At 66.1% G+C, this 15774-nt stretch carries 22 protein-coding genes, 2 other RNA genes and 1 pseudogene; 3 read left to right on the top strand and 22 right to left on the bottom strand.

The window, feature by feature from the left end; genetic code table 11:
* Positions 1-39 precede the first annotated feature (39 nt).
* The 3 genes and pseudogenes from ACIP8W_RS20105 to ACIP8W_RS20095 all read right to left on the bottom strand — a co-directional run.
* Positions 40-867: pseudogene (locus ACIP8W_RS20105) on the bottom strand (LLM class F420-dependent oxidoreductase); the annotation flags it as partial.
* Positions 868-1095: 228 nt separating this feature from the next.
* A complete protein-coding gene (locus ACIP8W_RS20100) occupies positions 1096-1293 on the bottom strand; it encodes a hypothetical protein (RefSeq protein WP_402203999.1) in 198 nt (65 codons plus the stop codon).
* Positions 1290-1523 carry a hypothetical protein gene (locus ACIP8W_RS20095; protein ID WP_402203997.1) on the bottom strand — a complete coding sequence of 78 codons (234 nt, stop codon included), beginning with the start codon at positions 1521-1523 and terminating at the stop codon, positions 1290-1292. Before ACIP8W_RS20095 ends, ACIP8W_RS20100 begins: the two co-directional genes overlap by 4 nt.
* A 230-nt stretch (positions 1524-1753) precedes the next feature.
* Here ACIP8W_RS20095 and ACIP8W_RS20090 point away from each other — a divergent pair, with 230 nt between their 5' ends.
* Positions 1754-2602, top strand: coding sequence for a helix-turn-helix domain-containing protein (locus ACIP8W_RS20090; protein ID WP_402203995.1), 849 nt, complete (start codon positions 1754-1756; stop codon positions 2600-2602).
* Positions 2599-2811, top strand: a complete 213-nt coding sequence (locus ACIP8W_RS20085; protein WP_402203993.1) for a DUF397 domain-containing protein — start codon at positions 2599-2601, stop codon at positions 2809-2811. Before ACIP8W_RS20090 ends, ACIP8W_RS20085 begins: the two co-directional genes overlap by 4 nt.
* A gap of 54 nt (positions 2812-2865) precedes the next feature.
* Here the strand turns inward: ACIP8W_RS20085 and ACIP8W_RS20080 are convergent, their stop codons facing one another.
* The 14 genes from ACIP8W_RS20080 to ACIP8W_RS20015 all read right to left on the bottom strand — a co-directional run bounded on the left by ACIP8W_RS20080 (position 2866) and on the right by ACIP8W_RS20015 (position 9156).
* On the bottom strand, positions 2866-3057 hold the full coding sequence (locus ACIP8W_RS20080; RefSeq protein WP_402203991.1) for a hypothetical protein: 192 nt from the start codon (positions 3055-3057) through the stop codon (positions 2866-2868).
* Between the two features lie 87 nt (positions 3058-3144).
* The gene (locus ACIP8W_RS20075; RefSeq protein ID WP_402203989.1) at positions 3145-3579 is read right to left on the bottom strand and encodes a hypothetical protein; all 435 of its coding nucleotides are present in this window, start codon (positions 3577-3579) and stop codon (positions 3145-3147) included.
* 6 nt (positions 3580-3585) lie between these two features.
* Entirely contained in the window at positions 3586-4323 is a 738-nt protein-coding gene (locus ACIP8W_RS20070; RefSeq protein ID WP_402203988.1) for a hypothetical protein, read from the bottom strand.
* 83 nt (positions 4324-4406) lie between these two features.
* The gene (locus ACIP8W_RS20065; RefSeq protein WP_402203986.1) at positions 4407-4754 is read right to left on the bottom strand and encodes a hypothetical protein; all 348 of its coding nucleotides are present in this window, start codon (positions 4752-4754) and stop codon (positions 4407-4409) included.
* 73 nt (positions 4755-4827) lie between these two features.
* Complete coding sequence (locus tag ACIP8W_RS20060) at positions 4828-5847, bottom strand: hypothetical protein (protein WP_402203984.1); 1020 nt, start codon at positions 5845-5847, stop codon at positions 4828-4830.
* An 84-nt stretch (positions 5848-5931) separates the two neighbouring features.
* Positions 5932-6201 carry a hypothetical protein gene (locus ACIP8W_RS20055; RefSeq protein ID WP_402203982.1) on the bottom strand — a complete coding sequence of 90 codons (270 nt, stop codon included), beginning with the start codon at positions 6199-6201 and terminating at the stop codon, positions 5932-5934.
* Positions 6202-6303: 102 nt separating this feature from the next.
* A complete protein-coding gene (locus ACIP8W_RS20050) occupies positions 6304-6480 on the bottom strand; it encodes a hypothetical protein (RefSeq protein WP_402203980.1) in 177 nt (58 codons plus the stop codon).
* A gap of 9 nt (positions 6481-6489) precedes the next feature.
* Positions 6490-6553, bottom strand: an RNA gene (locus ACIP8W_RS20045) — hammerhead ribozyme type II.
* On the bottom strand, positions 6552-7334 hold the full coding sequence (locus tag ACIP8W_RS20040) for a hypothetical protein (RefSeq protein ID WP_402203979.1): 783 nt from the start codon (positions 7332-7334) through the stop codon (positions 6552-6554). Before ACIP8W_RS20040 ends, ACIP8W_RS20045 begins: the two co-directional genes overlap by 2 nt.
* 9 nt (positions 7335-7343) lie before the next feature.
* An RNA gene (locus ACIP8W_RS20035) (hammerhead ribozyme type II) lies at positions 7344-7405 on the bottom strand.
* On the bottom strand, positions 7404-7697 hold the full coding sequence (locus ACIP8W_RS20030; RefSeq protein WP_402203977.1) for a hypothetical protein: 294 nt from the start codon (positions 7695-7697) through the stop codon (positions 7404-7406). The genes ACIP8W_RS20035 and ACIP8W_RS20030 overlap by 2 nt, the downstream gene beginning before the upstream one ends.
* 110 nt (positions 7698-7807) lie before the next feature.
* On the bottom strand, positions 7808-7954 hold the full coding sequence (locus ACIP8W_RS20025) for a hypothetical protein (protein WP_402203975.1): 147 nt from the start codon (positions 7952-7954) through the stop codon (positions 7808-7810).
* A gap of 29 nt (positions 7955-7983) precedes the next feature.
* The gene (locus ACIP8W_RS20020; protein ID WP_402203973.1) at positions 7984-8751 is read right to left on the bottom strand and encodes an RNA polymerase sigma factor; all 768 of its coding nucleotides are present in this window, start codon (positions 8749-8751) and stop codon (positions 7984-7986) included.
* A 180-nt stretch (positions 8752-8931) separates the two neighbouring features.
* A complete protein-coding gene (locus ACIP8W_RS20015; RefSeq protein WP_402203971.1) occupies positions 8932-9156 on the bottom strand; it encodes a hypothetical protein in 225 nt (74 codons plus the stop codon).
* Between the two features lie 14 nt (positions 9157-9170).
* Between ACIP8W_RS20015 and ACIP8W_RS20010 the strand changes: the two genes are divergently transcribed.
* Positions 9171-9293 carry a hypothetical protein gene (locus tag ACIP8W_RS20010; protein ID WP_402203969.1) on the top strand — a complete coding sequence of 41 codons (123 nt, stop codon included), beginning with the start codon at positions 9171-9173 and terminating at the stop codon, positions 9291-9293.
* A 464-nt stretch (positions 9294-9757) separates the two neighbouring features.
* Here the strand turns inward: ACIP8W_RS20010 and ACIP8W_RS20005 are convergent, their stop codons facing one another.
* From ACIP8W_RS20005 to ACIP8W_RS19985, 5 genes are read right to left on the bottom strand one after another with little or no spacing between them, the layout of a single operon-like run.
* Entirely contained in the window at positions 9758-10108 is a 351-nt protein-coding gene (locus ACIP8W_RS20005) for an HNH endonuclease (RefSeq protein ID WP_402203967.1), read from the bottom strand.
* A gap of 44 nt (positions 10109-10152) precedes the next feature.
* The gene (locus tag ACIP8W_RS20000; RefSeq protein ID WP_402203965.1) at positions 10153-12081 is read right to left on the bottom strand and encodes a DNA polymerase; all 1929 of its coding nucleotides are present in this window, start codon (positions 12079-12081) and stop codon (positions 10153-10155) included.
* Complete coding sequence (locus tag ACIP8W_RS19995) at positions 12078-14591, bottom strand: phage/plasmid primase, P4 family (protein WP_402203963.1); 2514 nt, start codon at positions 14589-14591, stop codon at positions 12078-12080. Before ACIP8W_RS19995 ends, ACIP8W_RS20000 begins: the two co-directional genes overlap by 4 nt.
* A 28-nt stretch (positions 14592-14619) precedes the next feature.
* Positions 14620-15243, bottom strand: a complete 624-nt coding sequence (locus ACIP8W_RS19990; RefSeq protein ID WP_402203961.1) for a hypothetical protein — start codon at positions 15241-15243, stop codon at positions 14620-14622.
* Entirely contained in the window at positions 15212-15757 is a 546-nt protein-coding gene (locus ACIP8W_RS19985) for a VUT family protein (protein WP_402203960.1), read from the bottom strand. The genes ACIP8W_RS19990 and ACIP8W_RS19985 overlap by 32 nt, the downstream gene beginning before the upstream one ends.
* Positions 15758-15774 lie beyond the last annotated feature (17 nt).

The following is a 15774-nucleotide window of genomic DNA, read 5'->3' as shown; positions in this document are numbered from 1 at the left end:
GGGAAACCAGTCTTACAGGTGCCGGCGCACCGGCACCCCTCAGCCCAGCTGGGACTGGACCTGGGCGGAGACCAGCTCCAGATGGTCGAGGTCGTCCAGGTCCATCACCTGGAGATAGATCCGGGACGCGCCGACGGCACCGTAACGTCCGATCTTGTCGACGACCTCGGCGGGCGAGCCCGCGAGCCCGTTCTCCTTCAGCTCGTCCACCTCCCGTCCGATGGCCGCGGCCCGCCGGGCCACCTCCGCGTCGTCCTTGCCGACACAGACGATCAGCGCGTTCGAGTACACGAGATCGTCCGCCGTGCGCCCGGCCGTCTCTGCGGCGGCCCGCACCCGGCCGAACTGCCGCTCGGTGTCCTCGATCGAGGCGAACGGCATATTGAACTCGTCCGCGTACTGTGCGGTGAGCCTCGGGGTGCGCTTCGCGCCGCCCCCGCCGATCAGGACCGGCACCTTGCGCTGCGCGGGCTTGGGCAGCGCGGGCGAGTCGGTCAGCTGGTAATACGTGCCGTCGTAGGTGAAGGTCTCGCCGACCTCGGTGGCCCACAGCCCGGTCACGATGGCCAGCTGCTCCTCCAGCCTGCCGAACTTCTCCCGGGGGAAGGGGATTCCGTACGCCTTGTGCTCCTCCTCGAACCAGCCCGCCCCGAGGCCCAGCTCGATCCGGCCGCCGGACATCTGGTCGACCTGCGCGACCTGGATGGCCAGCACACCCGGCAGCCGGAACGTCCCCGCGGTCATCAGGGTGCCCAGCCGGATCCGCTTGGTCTCGCGCGCCAGCCCGGCCAGAGTGATCCAGGCGTCCGTCGGTCCGGGGAGCCCGTCGACCGAGCCCATCTTCAGGTAGTGATCGGACCGGAAGAACCGGTTGTCTTGCTACCTGACTCTAGCCCAGGGGCCTGTGCACGCGAAAGCCCCGGCCACTCCATGGGGAGAGTGACCGGGGCTTCGAGCGGACGGGGACGCCACTGGCCGACCTCACCAGCAGCAGCGTCCCCGCCGCCCCTTCCCCGCGCAGGCCCGTCGGGAGCGCGCGCGGGGGTTCAGCGCTCCGTCCGTGCCGACTGGGGGAGGCAAGCACGGACGGAGCTGTCAGGAGGACTTCAGCGAGTACAGCCGCTCCCGCTCCGCGCGGGACTCTTTCACTCCTTCACGCCAGCGACGCAAAAGCTCCGCACCATCGGCGCAGGGCGCGTTGAGGCTGCACGGCTCGCATTCTTCGACGTGTGCAAGCCGCAGTCGGTATATGGCCTGCACGCGAGCGTTGATGGCCTTGATCGTGGTTGTCACGAGCGCCGCCCCTTCTTGTGCGGGTGCCGGCCGATCTCGATCGCCAGGTCCAGCGCGTGCGAGAGGTCATAGGCGGGACTCGTCGCGTCCGTTGCCTGCTTCCACTGCTTCGCCAGCGCCCCGCAGACGTCGCATCCGGGGGCGGGCTCGGGCGCCTTATGGACGGCCGGCTCCATCAGGTGCACCGGAGGCGTCATATGCCTCTGTCGGTATTCAGTAAGGTGGTTCACGTCGATCGCTCCTTCGAAGCGTCGTCCACGTCCCGGGACCGCCCCAAGCGGTCGCCGGGACATTCCTGTGCCTCCGCCCACTTTCACTCGCCGTGTGCGGATTGGCACTGCTAGTGTGACCCCACCGCAGGCATAGCGCAAGAGGACTTCACTAAAGAGCAAAATTGCTCGGCATGCTCCTACGTCCATCCCCTTTGTGGAACGATGTACCGACGAGGTGAGGAGGGGTAATGGCTGATCCAACAGTCCGGCGTCGACGACTCGGGTCTGAGCTGCGACGGATGCGTGAATCGGTGCCACTGACGCTGGATGAAGTCGCGCTGCGCGCAGATCTGACAGCAACCAAACTGAGCCGCATCGAGACAGCTCGTATCAACGTCAAACCGTCTGATCTTGACGGGATACTGGATCTGTACGGCGGGGTTGACGTCGCGAAGCGAGCGGCCCTTCACACCCTCGCCAAGGATGGCGGCAAGCGCGGATGGTGGCAGACGTACCGGGATGTCATCTCGCCGGAGTACGCGGACCTGATCAGCCTGGAGGCTGACGCCAGGTCGATGCGCGTCTTTCAGACGTCGCTTATTCCGGGCTTGCTCCAGACATCCGCCTACGCCCGCGCAACGATCGACGCCATCAACATGACGTCGACGGCCGACCACGTGAACGCCCTCGTCGAAGTCCGCATGGCACGCCAGTCGGTACTGACGAGACCGGAGCCGCTGGAGTTGTGGGCGATCATCCACGAGGCCGCACTCCGTACGACGATCTCGGGCGCCCGCGCGATGAAGGATCAGCTACAGAAGCTGCTGGACCTCTCTGAACTTCCGCATGTATCCATACAGGTGCTCCCGCTGAGCGCCACACCGCACCCCGGGATGGCGGGATCGTTCTCAGTGATCGGATTTTCCGACACCACGGGACTGGACGTTGTCCTGGTTGAGGGCATGACGTCGTCCTTGTATGTGGAGGATCCTGCGGAAGTATCGCGGTACGGCCTTGCGTACGAACGCCTCCGGGCGAGCGCACGGCCGTTCAGCGAATCGGCCGACCTCATCGCAGAACTGAAGGACACCCTATGACTCACATCAACGCGTCCGTCCACGGCGTACTCGCGTGGACGAAGTCGTCGTACAGCGACGGCGGGAACAACTGCCTGGAGGTCGCTCACGGCCTCTCGGCCGTCATGCCCGTGCGCGACTCCAAGAACCCCACCGGACCCGCTCTCGTCATCCCTGGGGGCGCCTGGAGCGCGTTCGTGGGTGCGGTGAAGACAGGCGACGTCGCCTAATCTGACGCCCAACGCGCAGAGCCCCCATCAGATCGGTGGGGGCTCTGTCGCGGTTCAGAGGTGCGGCAGATCGGCGTAGAGGTCTGGCACCGTGCCCGTACCGTCGCACGCGGAGCACTCCATGGTGTCCGGGCCGGCGCAGAGCGGGCAGTGAGGGTCTCGGTAGTCGTTCGCCGTTCGGCCGGTGCCGAAGCAGTCACCGCAGATCGTCCGGGGCGGGGAGGGTGTCGTCGTGGAGGATGCCATGGGTCCATTGTGGCCGACGTCGGTCCGCGGACGGGCCAGAACGCACGAAACCCCCTGCCTCGTCTGAGACAGGGGGTCGGGTGACTCTTATAGATTCGGGCTCAAGGGTCCACGTCGGATAAGACTGATCCGGTCTTCGGATTGGTAGGTGTTCGTCCAATGGTCACCTCCGGACGTCCACCGAACGTTGACGAAGCCGCCAGCCATCCACATCTTCTCAGCGACGATGTGCACCTTATCGTTCAGCACGTCTCCCGAGCGCATCTCTACAGCCGTCACGATGGGGTAAGGATCGATCTCCTCTTCTTGGTTCTCCGGACGTTGCGGCACTCCCCCGGAGGCGGCCCACTCCGCCTCGTCGGCAGCACGGAAGAGGGCGGCAGCCACGGCGCGAGCCTGCGCGGGAGTGGCGTCCGCGCGCGACGTCGTCACGACGCTGATCAGCCCGTCCGGCGTGCGTCCGTCGTTGTATGACACCGCCAGCCGGTTGCCCGATTCGTCTTCGATCTCGAACCTCATCATCTCTCCTCACGTGCCCACGGGTCGACGAGTCTTTCCGAACACATCGTGGCACTGCTTCATGTCGACGCGGACCGTGTTGGCCGTCGGCCCCGGGTACTTCTTCAGCCGGCCGTCGTTGGCGGCTCCGCGGACGGTCGGCTCCGCCACTCCGAACGCGTCGGCAGCATCGGCGTAGGAGGCGAGAACCGGAACGTACGGAACTTCCACCGGCGGAGCGGGGAGTTGGCCCTTCGGATCCTCCGTAGGCTCTCCAGCGGCCTCCTGCGGCTCATGTGCGGATGCCTCAAGCTGCTCCACGTCGGAAACGCCGACGGGAGGATCAATGTGGAGCACGTGGGCCGCCACAATGGGCGGAACCGCAGACACAACGACGATAACCCAGAGTGTTGGACCAACGGCCGACGCTGCAATGACGTGTTCTGTGATCTGTGCTGCTGTCGCCATGGCCAGCGCGATGAGCGCGCCGGTCGTTGCGGTACGGGAACGGCGTTTAGCATCCGCCTCCAGCGGCGTTCCGGCCGCTAGACGAGCGGCCGTCTTCTGCGCCTTCGCGACGCTCGCGCCGATGGCCGCATACAGCGACATCACGGCAGGCATCAGCCATGCGACGGACGTGCCCCAGCCGGCTATCAAGGCGAGTTGGTACTCACCGGGAGCAGAGAGCGCCAAGGCGGCGTATAGGACGGCGGTCTGGCCATGCTTCCGGGCAACTCTGATGTGCCAGGGGGTGCGTGTGGTGGACATGGCTCCTCTTGAGTGTGCGTGGGCCGTGATGTAGGTGGAGCCCCTGTCTCCGCAATTGACAGGGGCTCCGATAGGGGCGCCAACTAGCTTCGCTGGTCGGCCACCTCACGGATGCGGAACACCGCGCCCTTCAGGCTCGGACCCTCGCCCCACGGGGCGCCGGTCCGCTTCCGCAGCAGCTTCGACGAGAGGCGGAGCGTCCCCGTGCCGCGCGAGTGCCACGTGTATATAAGGTACTCGGTGCTGTCGGGGTCCAGCATGTGAACCTTGACGAACAGGTGGTCGCCACTGTCCACACCCCACTGCCAACCGGTGGTCCACTGAGCCAGCGCCGCCGTGGTGATCAGATTGACCGCCGCCTTGGGGAGCTTGTAGCCCTCGGGGTCAGCCTGCGTGGTCAGCGCGTTGTGGATCATTTTCTTCTCCTCCATCAGTCCCTTGCGTGACTCGACTATCGCATAGTTGGGCCGTACTGCACAACATGGATGCGTAAGTCGACTTGCGTTACTTCACCCGGCGGGCCAACGAGAACCCTGTCCCGCTCCCCTCGCACGTCTGAAGGACAAGGTCCGCCCCGCCGAACGACGGGATCGCTCCGCCCTGCCGGCTGAGCCGGAGGTGCCCGTACACCTTGTAAGTCCCCTCCAGGGGCCCGTAGAGGACGCGCACCGTGCGGCCGACGGGGATACGGGAGAGCCACTGGTAGCCCAGGTAGTTGTGACCGGCCAGGATCCGCCCGCCGTACATGGTCAGCTCCCCCGCATCGATGCACTCCTGAGCGTGGCCCGTGCAGTCCTGGTAGAAGCTGATCCGGATGTCTGCTGGCGGAACGGGGATCGGGCGCCACGTTGTCGGAGTGGCAGACGGCTTGGCGATCTCCTCCCGGACGGGCAGGGCGGCGCGCGTGCCCTGGCGCGACGTCAGGGATGAGACGCGCGGCTCCGGGAGGTACGGCTTCAGCGTGCGGACGGGCGACGCGGAGGGGGCCGTCGTGGGCGTCTCCTCCCCCTGCTGCGCCAGGGCGACAGAGAGGGCCAGTGCCGTGGTGACTGCGGCAGTGGCAGCAGCGGCACGGAGGGGGATCTTGGAGGGCCGTCCAGTGTGTGCCAGTGCCTCGCGCTGCACGAGCGCCGTGTCCGCGGCCTGGAACGTCACCGGGAACCACTGAGGGTTCACCTCGTTCACGGTGTACGCCGACACCCACACGTCGCCGGGGCTCGCGATGACCTCAGCAACGCGACCGTACGGAGTCCGCGCCGGAGTGCACAGGAGGTCACCCTTCACGATGTCGCCGGCCAGGATGGAGAGGACCGTCGTCTCCTCCGGACGGAGCACGGTCACGATGTCGTCCGGCAGGAACTCCACCGGGAACCAGGACGTCGACCGGTCCAGGATCTTCGTCGTCGCCCACACACGGCTTGCGGTCACGTCGACCGTCGACACGATGGCGAACGGGACGCCGTCCATGCCGCACAGGGTGTCGTCCGGCCGGAGCTGAAGGGCCGTGATGTCAGTGGGGATCATGGGCTCTCCCATGTAGAGCGTGGGTGCTTCGAGTGCCCCGGGCGAGACTCGCACTCGCCTGACTGCCTGTCCGGGGCGGTGGTGCTAGGCGAGTGGCTCCCACTGACCCGTAAGCCGGTTGAGCGACGTCCATGAGCCGTCGGCGGCCCTAGTTGCGTAGGCGTCGGTGAGGTTATTTGACGCCCGCCAGACGGAGACGTTCCCCGGAACACCGAGATCGTCAAGAAACTCTCGCGCCTCACGGAAGGTGGTGGAGCGCTGCTCACGTCCGGCGTACTTCGTACCGTCCTCGCGAGATTTGGTCTCACTTGCGTAGAACACCCACTTCGCATTACGAGGGATGCGGATCGCCATCTCGTCCTCCTGCTTGCTGGTCGTTGCGTGCCCCGCCGCGGATTCGAACCGCGCGCCCTGGCACTGGGGGTGCCGTCTGGGCTTACCTATGCGGGGCGGGTGTTACTTGGCGGTGGCCACGACGGTGGCCTGAACGTCGAGCGTGCGCGGCGACTGTTGAAGCTGGTTCAGGTAGTAGCTGCGGACGTCGTCCCTCACCTCTGCGTGCGTTGCTACGCCGAACTGCTCGCACCACTGCTCCGGGTCGACGTCGACGGTGAACGTCATGCGAACCTTCACTTCTCCTCCTACGGCCTGCCTCATCAGCGCGGGTAGGCCAGTCCCCGCGGACGCCCCGGAGGGCGTTTCGGCTACGCAGCAAGCGTGTGCGCCAGGGCCGCAAGCTCCGCTTCTGCCTCGCGCACCTTGTCTTCAGCCCAGTCGTTGCGCTTGGAGGCCGCGACGAACTCACGCCACTTGATAAGTCGCACCGTAGGACCGGCCGCCGGATCGGCCATCAGTTCTTCCATGCTGCGCGTCCAGTCCAGATGCACCATCTCGGTCAGCGCTACCTCGCGTGCCCGTTCCCGTGTCTTGAACACGGGGCCAAGGTGGACATTCGGGCGCTCCTCGGTGACAGAGAGGACGTGGCAGAGGACCCACTTCTTCCCATACCGACGCAGCTCCAGCCCGGGAAGAACCTCGTCGGACAGTTCTTCCGCGCCCAAGGACTGCGCGGCCTCCGCTGTGGCGTAGTGTCCGGGGGCGATTTCGACGAGGTATTCCGGGATGGGCTTGCCGCACGAAGCCTTCGGGAAGCCCTTGCGCGCGCCGACATAGGCACTCGATATCGCCTTTACGGGCTTCGCCGTGCCGTACGTGTGGTGCCACATTTCCGCATTCTCAAGCGCACGCCGACGGGAGCGCTCACCCGATCCGGGGAACCCCTCCCTGTCGGCCACGGGCTCTTGTGCTGCGGACACCATGTCGGCGTACTCTGCGTCCAGCTTGGCCTGACGGCCGTTGTCGATGGCAGCCTTGACGGCCTTCATATGCGCCGCTTCGAGTTGCTTCACGCTGCCCGCGCGCTCGGTGCGAACGATGCGCTCCACGCCGAAGATGCGGAGCTTCGTCTCTCGGAAGTCGTTCGACACACTGGCCTCCCTCGTCTGCCTCATCAGGCCCGGTAGACACTCCGGACGACGCCCCGAAGGGCGTTTCGGCTACGCGATGATCACGGGCCCGAAGTGTCGGCGAGCAGCCGCCCACGCCGACACCTTGTTGTTCAGGCCCGACTTGATCGGCGCCCCGTCGGTGGTGAACAGCGTCCACGATCCGTCGACTTCGCGCCCGACGAAGGCGATGTGAGCGGTCGCGTAGTACTCACCACGCACGCCTTCAGTGAAGGCGCGGGTGACCGGGTCGTACGACAGGCTGGGGACGGTCCGCACCGCCCGATCGAAGACCATCTCAACGCGAGTGCGGGTGCCGATGATCTCGATCGTGGTCAGCTCCATGATGTCCTCCCCTGCCGGACCCTCCGTGAGTCCCTGGCGTGACTCGACTATGACATGGATTGGCCGTACTGCACAACCCCTATCGCTGAAGTAGCGCAAGTCGACTTGCGCTACTCGGGCAGGTCGAAGGCCAACCCATACGGGCTGCGGTCCGTCAGCTCTTCGACGGCGTACCGTACGTCGTCGCCCCACAGGGCGGCGTCGGTCAGGCGAACGCCCTGGACGTCGTACTCGTCAAGGGAGGGGAGTCGGGACATGGGCTTCCTTTCATCGATATGTGAGTGACTCACGCTACGAGTTCCTGGGAGGCCGCCACCTTGCGGGCGCTCGTCAGGCCGTTGCTGCGCAACTTCCGGAGGGCGGTGGGCTTGACGCCCATGTCGGCGGCGACGTCGGCGTCCGGGGTCGGCGTCATGTTGATGCCGTAGAAAGCGCGGAGCGCGAGGGACTGGCGCTGCGGGATCTCGCGGAGGAGGTAGCGGGCCAGGTCCCGTCGCTCGGTGGGGTCCGTGAAGTCGGACGAGGCGTCAGGAAGGATGTCAGCAACGGCCACGTGACCGTCCCCCTTCGCGGCACCAACAGAGGCGTCCATCGACACGGCGGCGGTCAGCGCCTCGATCGTCGCGACGAACAGTTCGCGGCTCATGCGCCGGCGGGGGTCCGCGCTCGACCCGACGATCATCCACGCCCCTTCGACGTCCCCCTCCGTCTGCCAGAGCGCGCGCTTCACGGTGAGCGCCGTCGAGGAGTCCACGGAGAGGGAAGTCGTCGCCTCCACCCACGCCTTCGCGATGGCCCGGTGCAGCGCGCGGTGCGCGTACGTCGACAGGGAGGCCGCGGAGATCGACGTGTCGTAGTCCCGCATGTGCTGAATGAGCGTGGCCCTGGCCTCCTGGAGGAGATCCTCCGCGTCGTCCACGCCAGCGGTGGGGGCGACCTTGCGGATGAGGTGGCGGATCACCCCGTCGTACTCGCTGACGATCTGCCACACGGCGTCGCCGTCCCCGCCCTGCGCGGCGGTAATGAGTTCGTCCGTAACCTTCGTGGCGGTCATTCGTTCTCCCTCTGTGAGTGACTGGCGTGACCTAGTTATGTGGGGGTAGCTGGCGTTTGTGACGCGAGACCTTTGTGACCTGAGCCACACGTAGGAGCCGATATTTAGGCAGCCCTAACCCATGGCCAGAGGTTCATGGTTCAATAAGGAAGGCGAGCAACCCGCGCAAGTCGACTTGCACTACTTGGTGAGGTACTGAACGTCGATGCCCAGCGCGTCAGCGATGGCGATGTCGGCCGCCGCCAGGGAGCACTTCTCCCAGCCGGCCGCGCAGTAGACGTCATTGGCGTCAGCCCAGTTGAGCCCGGGACTGTACGCGAGGAGTGCACCGTAGAGACCGGCCAGCTCCGCTAGATCTTCCCTCTCGTCGGCCGTCGACTGCGGCCCGGTCATGATGGTGGTCACGGCGTCATCCCCCGATGGTGATCGAGGACCTCGTCTTCTCCCTCCCATTGAAGGAGGGCGCGGTCCATGGATACGGCAACGCCTCGCACATACGCCACGGCGTATGCCAACTGCGCGGCGCCGGTGTGGAGTTCTAGGTGGAGAGCTTCACGCGCCCCGTCCAGGGCCGTGATCTCTGTCGGGCGGGATGGGCCGTTGGATGTGCGGCGGCCGGTACCGTCTGCGTCCACATCAGGCCGTCGGCCCGGCATGGTCACTGCGTCGCCATAGATGTCGAGCAGCCTCCGGACCTCCTCCAACTCGCCTTGCAGCGAGTCCAGAAGGCCCGAAAGATGATCTCCGTCTGTGGCGTGTTCAGGACTGTAGGTCACTACCCCTCCATGGGCAATCGATGTGTGGCCGGATCGCGGCGCCGCTAGGTACCGATTCAAGGCGTTTTATCCGCCCTGCAACTTCGGAGTGTTAGTCGTACTTATGCGGGTCGGCCAATGCTCACCTGCGGTTATGCAGTGCGGCCCAACTCATGGGACAGAATCGGTCGTAACCGATTCGTGACCTTGTGAAGATTTAGTCATCCCCCCGCCGGGGCGCGTCGACTCCGCTAGGTGACCGGAGTTTGACACTCCGTATCCAACTGACCAGCAAGAACACCCAGCCAATCCGTCATGTCCGTGTCGCCCTTAGCCCGGTTGCACTCCCGGCAGGCGGGCGTCAGGTTGACCCAGATGTGAAGGCCACCCTTCGCAAGTGGGCGAATATGGTCAACCTCCGCTACAACCATTTCGCCAAATGGAGCGTCGCAGTAGGTACATGACCACCATTCCAGCTCCTCCCACAGTCGCAGACAGTCACTACGTGACGGTCCGTGAGGGGGCTCGGGGGGCCGCAGAAGGGGCGAGATACGCGTGGGGCGACGAACCGCCCGCCGGGCGATGGGACGGATTCCCGCCACCCTGCGAGCAACTGAGCTTCTCTGGAAGGGAGTTGGCGGACGCCTCACGCTCGCGCCTTCTCGGCCGCCTCCGCGGCGCCGGGATGCGCCGCGTACCACGAGTCATTCGCGATCATGGTGTCCGCCTTCTTCATGTACAGCGAACCCCACGAGTGCCCGCCGACGTCGGGATCGGTACCCAGCGGGATTCCGCGGAGGGACATCGTCATTGCCTCCCCGATCTCCCGCGCCACTTCCTCAGCGTCGTTGTCAGTGGCGTCTGCGACGATCTCGTCATGGACCGGAAGCAGGACGTGGGAGGCAAGCCCGCGCTCATGGATCTCCAGCAGACCCTGAGCGAAGATGTCGCGTGCCGTCGACTGGATCTCCCCGTTGAACGAGGCGTACGCGGCGTCCCGGTCGAAGACCAGGCGCCGGCCCGACGGCGTGCGGAGGGTGTACCCGTCACGGATGACTTGCGCTTGCAGGCTGCGGATGTACCGGGCGAGCCGCGGATAGGTCCGCTTGTAGCCCTTCTTCGCGCTACTTGCCTCCGCCTCCGTCAGCCCGGTCTGAGCTGCAATCGTCGACACACCTCCCCCGTACGCAACGGACAGTTGAGTGACTTTGGCGACCTTCCGTTGTCCAGGCGTGAAGCCCGGACCATAGATCGATTGCGCGGTCAGGTTGTGCAGGTCGTCGCCCCGGAGGATGGCGGCCGTCATCCTTTCGTCGCCGGACAGCGCAGCCATGACGCGCGGCTCGACGGACGAGTAGTCGACGGAGATCATCCGGTGTCCGTCGTCGGCCCGGATGGCGTGGCGTACCTCCCACTTGCCGGATGGGAGCTGCTGGAACGGCGGGTCGGAGATGGACATACGAGCCGTGCGCGCGGCCAGTGCGCCGATCTTCGGGTGCACCCGATCGTTCTCGTCCGCCGTCCGCAGCATCGCCTCCGCGTACGAGGTGCGCCACTTCGACGCACGCTTGGACCGAAGGATCGCCATGGCCAGGGGGTTCGGCGTGCGGGAGCCAATCGGGTCCCACTGCTTGTCGACGTCGGCCAGACGCTTCAGGACGTTGCCGTCGACCTGGACGGCCCCGCCGGCGGTGCGCTCCTTGATAACCTCCCCCATGCCCAGCAGTGCCGCAGACACTTGGCGGGTGCTGTTGATGTTCTCCACGCCGTACTTCTTGGCCTCCAATGCCCACCGCGCGGACTCGTCGGCCAGCTCTGCGGAGAGCTGCGTCGTGTACTCACGGCTGATCCGCATCCCGCGGCGCTCAATCAGCGCGCAGACGTAGCCCACGGCGTGCTCGAAGGGGATCAAGCTGGGGTTGATCCCCAGCTCCTTGACGCGCTGTTCCAGCTTCGGCAGGAGGCGGCTCGTCAGGATCACGTCCCCGCCGGCGTAGCTCAGGTACAACGGATTGGTGATGTCGATGTGCCTCCACCCGGTGTCTTTGGTGTGGCCGATCCTGTGGAACTCGTCGTACAGCCCGGCGGCCGTGTCCGGCGCGGACGGGTCGACGTAGTGGGCAGAGGCATCCTTCAGGCCGTTCCCAACGCCCCCTTGGTCGCGACGTCTCGGGTCGGAAAGATGGCTCAGGATGTAGGTGTCGATCGTCTTTGGAGCCAGCTCCTCCAGCGTGATGTCAGGCAAGTGCCTGTCGACCGCCAACGAGTCGAAGTTCCTGTTCTGCATGCTGATCGCGGGCAGCGTCCGCAGCGCCCACGAAGCGAGCCGCTGAAGCTCCTCCCCCCGCTCCACCTGGAGGACCCACGCCTGATCCGGGGTGCCGAACTGAGCAGTTCGGACACGGAAGTCGCGGGAGAACGTCGCGAGCCCGGTCGTCTCCGTGTCGAAGGCAACCCGCTCCCCAGCGTTGGCTCGACTCATGATGTACCGCTGGAACGCCCGGAAGTCGTCGGCCGACGTCGGGACGTGTACGGGGATTTGCTGTCCCAGCACGGGGAAGCTGTGGGTGATCATGCTGCGTCCTCCTTCTGCTGCCCGAAGATGTCCGTCGGTCCGTCAATGGGCTCATCCGTGGGCTCGTCGTCAGCGCCTTGCGCAAGTCGACTTGCGCTCTCCCGCTCGTCGTCGGTCATGAGCCGGATGCCGTCGAACCCCCACCGACTCCGGACCTTCTCCTTGGTGAACCCGCGGCTCTCCAGCTCCACACCGAGAGCCCAGCCGGAGAGCACTTCCTTCCGGCTCAGCCCCGCGTCCTCCGCCCACTCCGCGTACGCACGGCGAACAGCCATGGGGGCGACACGGGCGCCGTCCTCCACGACGAGACGAGCGGCGATGAACTCCGCGAGCCTGTCTTCCGACTCCCGGTAGTCCCGAGTGGCGGTGGTGACGGACGTCGGCTCACCCAGCCCGGTCGCGTGCCACTCCACGGAGCCGGCCACGGCCCACGCGAGGATGCCTTCCGCCTCCGCACGGAGCTTGGCGGGAAGTGCCACATCCTTGTTGCCCAGCGCGTAGGAGAACGTGGCGTCGAAGGGGATCAGCTTGACCCGTCGCCACGTCCCCTCATCCTGAGACAGGATCGCCGGCTTGAAGTTCCCGGCGACGAGGAGAAGGAAGCTCGGCACGTAGGTGAACGGGTTCTGGTTCAGGAACCGACACGTGATCGGGTCGCCCCCCGTGAGCTGCTTGACGAGGGCCTCCGCCAGGCGGCTGTACTTCTCGGTCTCCGACGCCGTCACGAGCCGCGCGCCCCGGAGGGAAGCCAGCTCCGGCGACGCCTGGCCGACGGTGACGGACTTCTCGAAGGTGGAGAACTGCGTTGCCTGAGTGACGCCCTTGAAGACGTGAATCAGTGCGTCCAGGAACGCCGACTTCCCGTTACTCCCCTGCCCGTGAAGGAACGCGAACGCGTGCTCCGACGTGCTTCCCGTGATGCCGTACCCAACGAGCCGCCGCATGAATTCCGGCATCTCCGGGCGCCCGGGGAACACCTCCATCAGGAATCGGTTCCATCTCTCCGCGGGCGCGTCAGGGTGGTAGGCGACGTCCAGCCGCTTGGTGATCATGTCTGACGGGCGGTGTGGGTGAAGCTCCCCAGTGCGGAGATTGACGGTGCCGTTCTCCACGGACAGCAGCTCGTGATTGGCGTCGAAGTCCGCAGCCTTCGCCGGCACGCCCGGCACACTTGGCAGTTCTTTCAGCACTGCGTCGATGGACCGGTTGGTCAGCGCCTTCAGTGCCAGTCGACGGTTGGCGTCCTCACCGGAGGCAATCAGTTCGGCGCCCATGAGATGGAGGGACTCACGTACCTTGGCCTCTCCCGGCGTCCAGATGGTGCCGTCCCATGTGAGGTACCCGAGCCCCGGCGCGTAGCGCACTCCCCCACCGTCGCGCTGCATGAAGTCACGGAGACGGACCGCAACACCCACGTCGGAGTTGTCGAAGAGCTGACGCGAGGAGACGTCCATCGATTCCAGGGCGGCGTCAGTGGCGGGCATGTCAGCCTCCTTCTTCGTCGGCGTGGTGACGGTCTTCGGCTGCTCCGTCTCCACGCCGGGCGCGGAACGGACGGCGGTGTGGAGGTCCGCCGCGAAGGTGCCCGGCGTCCGCTCGCGCCAGGCGGTCAAGTCCTCCTTGGCGGTGGGGAACGCCAACTGCCGCGGAGCGTTTCCGTCCTCGATGAGCGCCGTCGCCAGCACGCCGATGCCACGCGTTCCTGCGTCGTCGGGGTCAAAGGCGAGGACCACGTCACGGCCACGAAGATGCTCCACGAGTTCGGCGATGAGGGCGGGGCTCCGCGCGGTCCCAGCACCGCGGATGATGAGCGCGTCGTAGCCGACGCCGACTGAGGTCAGTCCGTCGCCCGGTCCCTCCGTGACGAGGATGGTGTCATAGCCCGTGCCGGCGTTCAGTACGCCGTACTTCGACCACGTCCTCCCCTCGACGTTGGCAAGTGAGACCCACCGGGCGGGGCACTTGCCGGAGAGGTCGCGCCCTTGCATGCCGCGAGTCACGCCGTCGAAGCCGACGAGCGGGACCGTGATGCGGGGGTACCGGGTGAAGCCGCGGGTAAGCCACTTCGCCGGCCGGTCACCTGGCGCGGCGTACCCGATCTCCAGCTCCTCGCACTGCTCGCGCGAGAGTCCGAACCGGCGGAGCACGTAGTCCGCGGCAGCGTCAGCGTCGTACAGGCCGACGTGTTGCATGCCTGCGGCCGTCTCGTCGACGAACATCCGCAGGCCGGCGATCTCCCCGGGGCCGATCGACTCCGGCGCCTTCGCGCTGATGGTCTTCACGCCCTGGCCGTCGACGTTGAAGAGGTCTGCGGCCGTCAGGTTGAGCTTCCGAAGGATCTCTGTCCGGTCGCAGCCTGTGCGGCAGACGAGCAGAAGCATGCCGTCCGTCTTCAGCGTGAGCTTCAAGCTCGGATGGTTCCGGTCGTTGTGAGCGGGGCAGAGCGCAAGGTAACCGTCGTGGTCCTCCTCGACCCCGCTCAGGCGCCCCAGGATCTCGGTCAGTCGCACGGCTCTCCTTTCGTGATGGGTAAGTGCCTTATGCAGCGCTCCACAAAGGCGCTTCCTCGTTGACCCGACGCACCCACTCCAGGCACTTGGGAAGGTTGACGTCAGGACCGAACGCGACGTAGGTCCCGTCCGCAGACCGGCATCCGATCGACTGTGCGTACCGGAGCCTCTTCAGGCTGTTCACACGGCCCATATGGACCCACTTACCGCGCCGACAGGCTTCCGACGTCAGAGCGCGGGCGTGCTCTCCCAACTTCCACTCCGTGTCACCGCCTATGAACAGGACGTCGAAGTCGTCCCACGGAACAGTCAGCGCCTCCAATCCGTTCTGCGCGACGAGCGCCGCCGGGTATCCGCGTCGACGTATCTCCGGCAGGAACGGAAGTGACCTTGTCATCGTCTTTGCTGCATCGCCCACCACATCGGGCGCCGTCGCAAAGAGGCAATCCCGCGCCCGATCACCATGAGCTGAAAGGAAGGACAGATACCCCTCGTCACCCGGGTACCCGCGACCGAAGCAACCGTTGTCTGCGCCCCATGCCTGGCCTGGGGGCAGGATGTTGCCCTGTGCGGGCGTCTGCATCCACCCCAGCAAGCCCGCCGCCATGGCAGCGCGAACCTTAGCCCCGGACGGCGTTGTCAGATACAGCACGCTGGCTCCGAACGTGGCGGATGACACGGGCCGTCAGGACCGGTGCCACGACAACCACAGTCGCCCACCCCTTGCCGACGAGCTGCCCGCCAACGGCAAGCATCGTCACCGGAAATCCAGCCACCCACAGGAACACGAAGGTGTCGACGACGGCCCCGATCAGGTTCGACGCAGCCGCCGCCCGCACCCATCCCCGCTTGCGCAACTTGGTGTATACGCCCATGTCCAGCAGTTCCGCCAGGCCGAACGCCAGGGCGGACGCCAGTGCCAGCGCTGGCGTCGCCATAAACGCGGATACAGCGCACGCGACGGCCAGAGCCGCGAGCGCCACCCGTCGCCCGGCGATCTCCTGGACAAGGTCCCGAAGCACGAAGGATGCGCCCGCGAAAACCGTCCCCGCCGTCGCCATGAGGCCAAATCCCACCGGCCACAAGCCAGCCGACGACGTCATCATGTTTGCGGCAATCACGCCCGCGACGTACCCCGCCACTGCAAACCCTGCGCGTAGCTTCATCTTTCCTCCTTGTGCGG

It is taken from the genome of Streptomyces sp. NPDC088554 (genome assembly GCF_044752945.1).
Classification (GTDB): Bacteria; Actinomycetota; Actinomycetes; order Streptomycetales; family Streptomycetaceae; genus Streptomyces.
This window is presented reverse-complemented; position numbering and strand designations above follow the sequence as displayed.